This window comes from Glycomyces salinus (assembly GCF_016428645.1).
GTDB lineage: Bacteria > Actinomycetota > Actinomycetes > Mycobacteriales > Micromonosporaceae > Glycomyces > Glycomyces salinus.
On the sequence record NZ_JAELXW010000068.1, the window covers coordinates 1 to 6,525 of the forward strand.

Here is a 6,525-nt window from a genome sequence, read left to right on the forward strand (position 1 = left end):
ACGGCGATGCCGTATCCCAGGGGCGCGAGCACGATCGCCGTGCCGAGCACCGCGATCAGGCTCAGCAGCCGCCTCGATCGTCGAATGGGTCTCATGGGGTCCTCCCTTAATAGTTAGGAACTTTGACTATTTATTCATGACCATACGGAGCCCGGGTCGCCAAGTCAATAGATTCATCAAGATCAATGGCGCGCTTCTCGTCGAAGGACGGGCTAGCCGTGGTGGAGCTTCGGGACGTCGGCCAGAAGCGACCGGGTGTAGTCGTGCTCCGGGTCGGCCACCACCCGCTCGGCCGGGCCGGATTCGACGATCCGGCCCCGGTGCATCACCAGGATCCGGTCGGCCAGGTAGTACGCCTGCCCCAGGTCATGGGTCACGAACAGCACCGACAGGTCGCGATCCCGCCGGAGGTCGGCCAGGAGGTTGAGCACCGTGACCCGCACCGACGCGTCCAGCATCGAGGTGGCCTCGTCGGCGATCAGCAGCCGCGGCCGCAGCATCAGGGCCCGGGCGATCATGGCCCGCTGCAATTGGCCGCCGGAGAGCTCGTGCGGGCGCTTGGCCGCGGTCCGGTCCGGATCCAGCCCCACCGCGGCCAGGGCCGCCCCGGGGTCGGCCACGTCGCGGTCGGCGGGGGCGAGGAGCCGCCGGGCCGCGGCCAGGGTCGCGCCGACCCGCCGGTACTGGTGGAAGGCGGCGAACGGGTCCTGGAAGACCGCCTGGACCGCCCGCCAGTAGCGGCGGCGCCCGGCGCCCCGCAGGCCGGTGACCTCCCGGCCGTCGAACTCGATCCGGCCCGCGGTGGGATCGAGCAGACGAAGCAGCAACCGTCCGAGGGTGGACTTGCCCGATCCGCTCTGGCCGACCAGCGCCACCACCTCACCCGGAGCGATGGCCAGGTCGACCGCGTCGACCGCGCACACCTCGAGCCGGCCGCGGCCGAAGGTCTTGGTCAGTCCCCGGGCGCGGAGCATGGGTTCCTCAGCGGGCATCGGCGGGCTCCTTCGCGGGGTCGCGCAGCCAGCAGGCGGCCGCGGCCGGGCCGGTCTCGATCAGGGCGGGCCGGCGGGCGCGGCACTGCTCGGTCGCCTCGGCGCAGCGGGGCGCGAAGGCGCAGCCGGGCTCGCGGGCGCGCAGGTCCGGCGGCGAGCCGGGGATGCCGTCGAGGCGGCGTTCGCGCGTGCCGGGCTCGGGCACCAGGACCGAGGCGAACAGGGCCTTCGAATAGGGATGCCGGGGCCGCTCCACCAGGGTCCGGGCCGGGGCCTGCTCGACCACGCGCCCCGCGTACATGACCGCGATGCGGTCGGCCAGTTCGGACAGCAGCGCCACGTCGTGGGTGATGAGCACGATGCCCTCCACCAGTTCCTCGTCGACCAGGCGGCGCAGCAGGTTCATCAGCAATCGCTGGGAGGAGACGTCGAGCGCCGAGGACGGCTCGTCGGCGACCAGCAGACGCGGGTCGCGCAGGGTCGCCAGGGCGGCGACGACGCGCTGCCGCATGCCGCCGGACAACTGGTGGGGGTAGGCGTCCAGCACCCGTGGTGGCAGGTCGAGCTCTTCGAGGCGGGCGGCGGTACGCGCGGCGGAGGCCGACCGCTTGATCCGGCCGGGTCCGGCCGCGAGTATGTCGTGGGCGGCCGCTCCGATGCGGCGGGTCGGGTTGAGCGCGCCGAGGGCGCCCTGCGGGAGCAGCGCGACGGTGCCTCCTCGCAGGGAGCGGTGCGATTCGATGTCGGCCAGGTCGATCTCGGTACCGGCGATGCTCATGGTTCCGGAGTCGACGCGCAGGGCCGGTTTCGGGTTGAGCGACAGCACGGAGGCCAGTGTGGACTTGCCGCAGCCGGACTCCCCGACGATGCCGAGGATGCGGCCGGGTTCGACGGCGAGTTCGGCTCCGTCGAGGGCGTGGTAGCGGCGCTCGGCTGTGGCGTAGTGGGCGCGCAGGTCCCGGATGGTCGCGAGCGTCATGCGGTCTCCTTCCGGCCGCGGAGCCGGGGGTTGAACACCGAGTCGAGGCTGGACTGGACCAGCAGCAGCGAGAAGGTGATGGCGGTGATGAGCACGGTGGGGGCGCCGAAGACCCACCACTGGCCGCCGCGGATGGACTCCCAGGCGATGGCCCAGTGGAGCATCACGCCGAGGGAGGTGGTGCCGGTCGGTCCGAGCCCGAGCAGGCTCAGGGCGGCCTCGGCCAGGATGGCCCCGTACAACTGGATGACGAAGGCCATCACGATGTAGGAGAGCATGTAGGGCAGCAGTTCGACGCCGATGATGCGCCAGGTGCGCTCGCCCGAGAGGCGGGCGATGTCGACGTGTTCGCGTTCGCGCAGGCTGGCGATCTGGGCGCGGACGGCGCGGGCGGTCCACGGCCAGGAGACCGCGCCGATGCACAGCCCGAGGACGGTGACCGAGCGGGTGTCCAGGCTGATCGACAGCAGCAGGAGCACGATGATCGAGGGGATGGTGATCATGATGTTGGTCAGCCCCATGAGCACCTCGTCGGCGAGGCGGCCGAGGTACCCGGCGAGGGTGCCGACGGCGACGCCGATGAGCGTACCGATCCCGCCGGCCAGGAGGCCGATGTAGAGGGAGGTCCTAACGCCGTGGACTAGCTGGACGCCGACCGACCGCCCGAGGTGGTCGGTGCCGAGCAGGAAGTCCGCGCCCGGTGCGGTGAAGGCGGTGCCGAGCAGTTCCTCGGGGCCGGCCGATGCGGCGATCGGTCCGATCAGCCCGGTGGCGACGATGGCAACGAAGACCGCTGCCGCGATGAAGGTCCGGGCCGGCAGAGATCTGAGCGCGTTCATCGCTCCCCTTTCTCGGCGGCTCGGATGCGCGGGTCGATCAGCCCGTAGAGGACGTCGACAAAGAAGTTGGCGGCCAGGACCGCGATCAGGACCAGGAGGGTGACCGCCTGGATGACGGGGTAGTCCTTATTGAGGATGGCGTCGTACAGCAGCGTCCCGATGCCCGGGTAGGAGAAGACGATCTCGGTCAGCAGCGCCCCGGCCACGAGCGTGCCGATCGCCAGCGCGAGGCCGGTGATCTGCGGGAGCATCCCGTTGCGGAAGATGTAGGCGACGATCTTGCGGTCGGGCAGGTCGAAGCTCCGGGCGAAGCCGACGTAGTCGGCGTCAATCTCGTAGACGGCCATCGAGCGCATGCCGATCGCCTGGCCTCCGATGAAGACCAGCAGGAGCGACAGGAACGGCAGGAACCAGTGGGAGAGCGCGTCGGCGGCGAACGCGGCCGACCACTCCGGCCGCATCCCGAACGACCAGCCGCCGCCGGTGGGGAACAGCGGCAGCGCCACCGCCAGCCCGTACAGCAGCAGCACGGCCAGGCAGTAATAGGGCGCGGCGGACAGGAAGAGGCTGGTCAGGTACACGCCTCGGTCGAAGCCGCCGCGTCGGTAGGCGGCGACCGCGCCGATGAGGTTCCCGATGATCCAGCCGAGGGCGACCGCCGGGACCTGGAGGAGGATCGTCCACGGCAGGGTGTCGGCGACCATGGTGGAGACGTCGGCGGGGTAGCGGCTGAAGGAGGTGCCGAAGTCGCCGCGCATGACGTTGCCCACATAGGTGGCGAATTGCTCCCACAGGCCCTGGTCAAGCCCGAACTCGTGGATGTAGGTCTCGTAGACGCGCTGCTTGGATTCGCTGGAGGCGCCCCGGCCGAGCGACGCGGCGACGAGGGTGTCGACCGGGTTGCCCGGCAGCATTCGGGGCAGGAAGAAGTTGAGCCCGAGCGCGGCTGCGAAGGCGGCCGCGTACCAGCCGAGCTTGCGCAGCAGGTGTCGCAGGAAGGCCATGTCTAGGCGTCGGCCGGGGTGATGCGCGAGAGGATCTGGACGCCGGTCATGCCCTGCATGGGGGCGCAATAAGGGTCGTCCTCGGTGGGGAAGCCGGTCCAGTTCGCCTCGTTGACCTGGTAGAACTCGAGGGGCCGGTACATCAGGGGGATGGCGGGGGCCTCCGAGCGCAGGAGGTCGTCGAGCTGGGTGTAGGCGGCCTTGCGGCTCTGGTCGTCGGCGGCGGCGGCCTCGTCGAGCAGGCCGGGCACGGCCTCGTTCCGGTAGCGTCCGAAGTTCCAGAAGGCCGTCTCGCCGACCGGGGGCACTTCGCGGTCGTCGAGGACATCGCGGATCCGCGACCAGGGGCTGGAGGGGGCGACGTCGGAGACGTACCACAGCACCATGTCGAAGTTGCCGTTCGCGAGGTTGTCGTTCACTTCGGACCAGTCGGAGAACTCGGTGGCGATCTCGATCCCGGCGTCGGTGGCGGTGGTGGCGACGATGTCGAGGGCGGCGTTCCAGTCGGTCCAGCCCTGCGGGGTGGCGGCAGTGAACGGTCCGAGCCGGGTCCCGTCGGCGAGGACGTAGACGCCGTCGTCGCCGCGGGTGGCGCCGAGCTCGTCCTCGAGGATGCTCGCGGTCGTCCCGGGGTCGTAGGTCCAGCCGGATTCGGCGGCCTCGGCGTCGAAGTACTGGGCTTCGGCCCCGGCGGGGAGGATGAGGCTGGCGCGGGCCGGGTCGCTCATGCCGGCCATGGCGCTCTCGGCGATCTTGGCGTAGTCGATGGCGTGCGCGAGGGCGCGGCGGACGGCCGGGTCGGCCAGGGGCCCGGCGGTGCAGTTGAGGAAGAGCATGGGGATGGAGCCGGGCATGTGGTAGGGGGCCTGGTCGTCCCAGGTCTTGACGGTCATGCCGCGCTCCTCCCACAGTTGGTTGACGCGGGGGAGGAAGTGGGCGGACATGTCGGTCTCGCCGTTCTGGAAGGACAGGTTGGCCGCGTCGTTGCCCTCGTAGACGGTGTGGACGAGCCGCTTCGGAGCCGGGCGGCCGTGGATCTCGTTGCCCCAGTAGTCGTCGTGGCGGTCGAGGGTGATGTCCTGGTGGCTGTGGGCTTCGAGCCGGTAGGGGCCGGAGCCGAGCGGTTCGAGGTTGGGGTGGTCGAGCAGTTCGTCGTCGCCGAGTTCGGACCAGACGTGTGCGGGCAGGATGTACGTGAAGCACAGCAGGTCCATCAGGCGGAGCCGCTGCGGCAGGTCGGGGTTCAGGGTGAAGGCGACGGTGCGGTCGTCGACGGCGTCGATGGAGTCGACATAGGTCCACAGGTCGCCGTAGGCGATGCCGTAGTTGCGGTCGGCGAGGCCGAAGGTGGCGGTGACGTCGGCGGGGGTGAGGGGCTTCCCGTCGCGCCAGGTGGTGCCTTCGTGGAGGGTCACGGCGGCGGTGTGCTCGGCCCATTCGATCCGTTCGGCGAGCAGGGGTTCGGCCTCGCCGGTGAGCAGGTTGAAGTTGAACAGGGTCTCGTAGAGGTAGACGGTGTAGTTGCCGACCGGCCAGGCGCCGGTCCAGCCGAGGGGGTTGAAGTTGGTGGGTTCGCCGTCCTGGAGTCCGGTGGTGTAGAGCGTGTCGGCGCGGTCGCCGCCGTCGCCGGTGCCGGTGCAGGCGGCCAGGAGGCCGCCGGCGCCGAGGGCGGCGGTGCCGCGGAGGACGGTGCGGCGGCGGGGAGTCGGGTGGGCCATGTGAGGAGTCCTTTGGTCGGGGCGACGCGGAGGGGCCGCCGAGGCTTACGCTTCTAATAGTTAGATAGCATGACTAACTATAAGTGCCGATAGTATACTCAGCAGGCTCCGCGGTCAAGATCACGGCGGCCACCGGCCCCGCAGCGGCCGCCATCAGGCGAAACGGAAGAGGCAGACCCATGCAGACCACCGGCCGCCCGGCCGCCGGGGCCCCTTCAGGGTCCTCGCAACTGCTCCGCACCATCAACGAGCGCGCCGCGCTCTACCACCTGCTGGAGAACGAGACCCTCACCCGGGTGGAGCTGCGCAAACTCACCGGACTGGCCAAGCCCACCGCCTCCCAGGTCATGCTCCGCCTCCTGGAGTCGGGGCTGGCCGTCACCGTCGGGCGCACCACCGCCAGGCAGGTGGGCCCCAAGGCCGAGGTCTACGCGGTCAACGCCGACTACGCCTTCGCCGCCGCCGCGACCCTTCGCGAACCGGGCGAGCTCAGCCTCGCGGTCACCGACCTCAAGGGACGACAGCGGGCCTCGGCCTCGGAGGAGGTCGACTTCACCGCCGTGACCGCCGACCAGGCCGTGCTCGAGGCGCTCACCCGCGCCATCGGCGGCGCCGGCATCGCACTGGACCGGGTCGCGGCCCTCCACATCGCCGTGCCCGGGGCACACGACCCCGACAGCGGCACCATCAGCTACGCCGACATCCCCGGCCTGGGCGAGACCCGGCTGCGCGCCGCACTGGCCGACCGGATCGACGCCTCGATCGAGATCCACAACGACGTCAACGCCGCCACCGTGGCCGAGCGGCGCACCCCCGCCGCCGAGGGCGGCCGGGTGGTGCTCTGGCTCGGCCGCGAGGGCATCGGCGTCGGCATCGACATGGGGCAGGGGCTGCTGGTCGGCGAGCACGGGGCCGCCGGAGAGCTGGGCTACGTGCCCGCCTTCGCCGACCGGTCCGGCCCCGACGACCCGACCTTCCAGGACTGGATCGGCG

6 protein-coding genes are annotated in these 6,525 nt (G+C 70.9%); 1 reads left to right on the plus strand and 5 read right to left on the minus strand.

Annotation, left to right across the window (positions count from 1 at the left end; genetic code table 11):
* Nucleotides 1-212 precede the first annotated feature (212 nt).
* From JFB92_RS17420 to JFB92_RS17440, 5 genes are read right to left on the minus strand one after another with little or no spacing between them, the layout of a single operon-like run.
* Nucleotides 213-992, minus strand: coding sequence for an ABC transporter ATP-binding protein (locus tag JFB92_RS17420; RefSeq protein ID WP_199041768.1), 780 nt, complete (start codon nt 990-992; stop codon nt 213-215).
* Nucleotides 982-1,971: an ABC transporter ATP-binding protein gene (locus tag JFB92_RS17425; protein WP_199041771.1), complete on the minus strand. Its 990-nt coding sequence runs from the start codon at nt 1,969-1,971 to the stop codon at nt 982-984. The genes JFB92_RS17420 and JFB92_RS17425 overlap by 11 nt, the downstream gene beginning before the upstream one ends.
* Nucleotides 1,968-2,810: an ABC transporter permease gene (locus JFB92_RS17430; RefSeq protein WP_199041774.1), complete on the minus strand. Its 843-nt coding sequence runs from the start codon at nt 2,808-2,810 to the stop codon at nt 1,968-1,970. The genes JFB92_RS17425 and JFB92_RS17430 overlap by 4 nt, the downstream gene beginning before the upstream one ends.
* The gene (locus JFB92_RS17435) at nt 2,807-3,814 is read right to left on the minus strand and encodes an ABC transporter permease (protein WP_199041777.1); all 1,008 of its coding nucleotides are present in this window, start codon (nt 3,812-3,814) and stop codon (nt 2,807-2,809) included. Before JFB92_RS17435 ends, JFB92_RS17430 begins: the two co-directional genes overlap by 4 nt.
* Nucleotides 3,815-3,816: 2 nt before the next feature.
* Nucleotides 3,817-5,532: an ABC transporter substrate-binding protein gene (locus JFB92_RS17440; RefSeq protein WP_199041780.1), complete on the minus strand. Its 1,716-nt coding sequence runs from the start codon at nt 5,530-5,532 to the stop codon at nt 3,817-3,819.
* A gap of 179 nt (nt 5,533-5,711) precedes the next feature.
* Between JFB92_RS17440 and JFB92_RS17445 the strand changes: the two genes are divergently transcribed.
* Nucleotides 5,712-6,525 (plus strand): ROK family transcriptional regulator (locus JFB92_RS17445; RefSeq protein WP_199041783.1); only part of this gene is annotated, 814 nt, incomplete at its 3' end.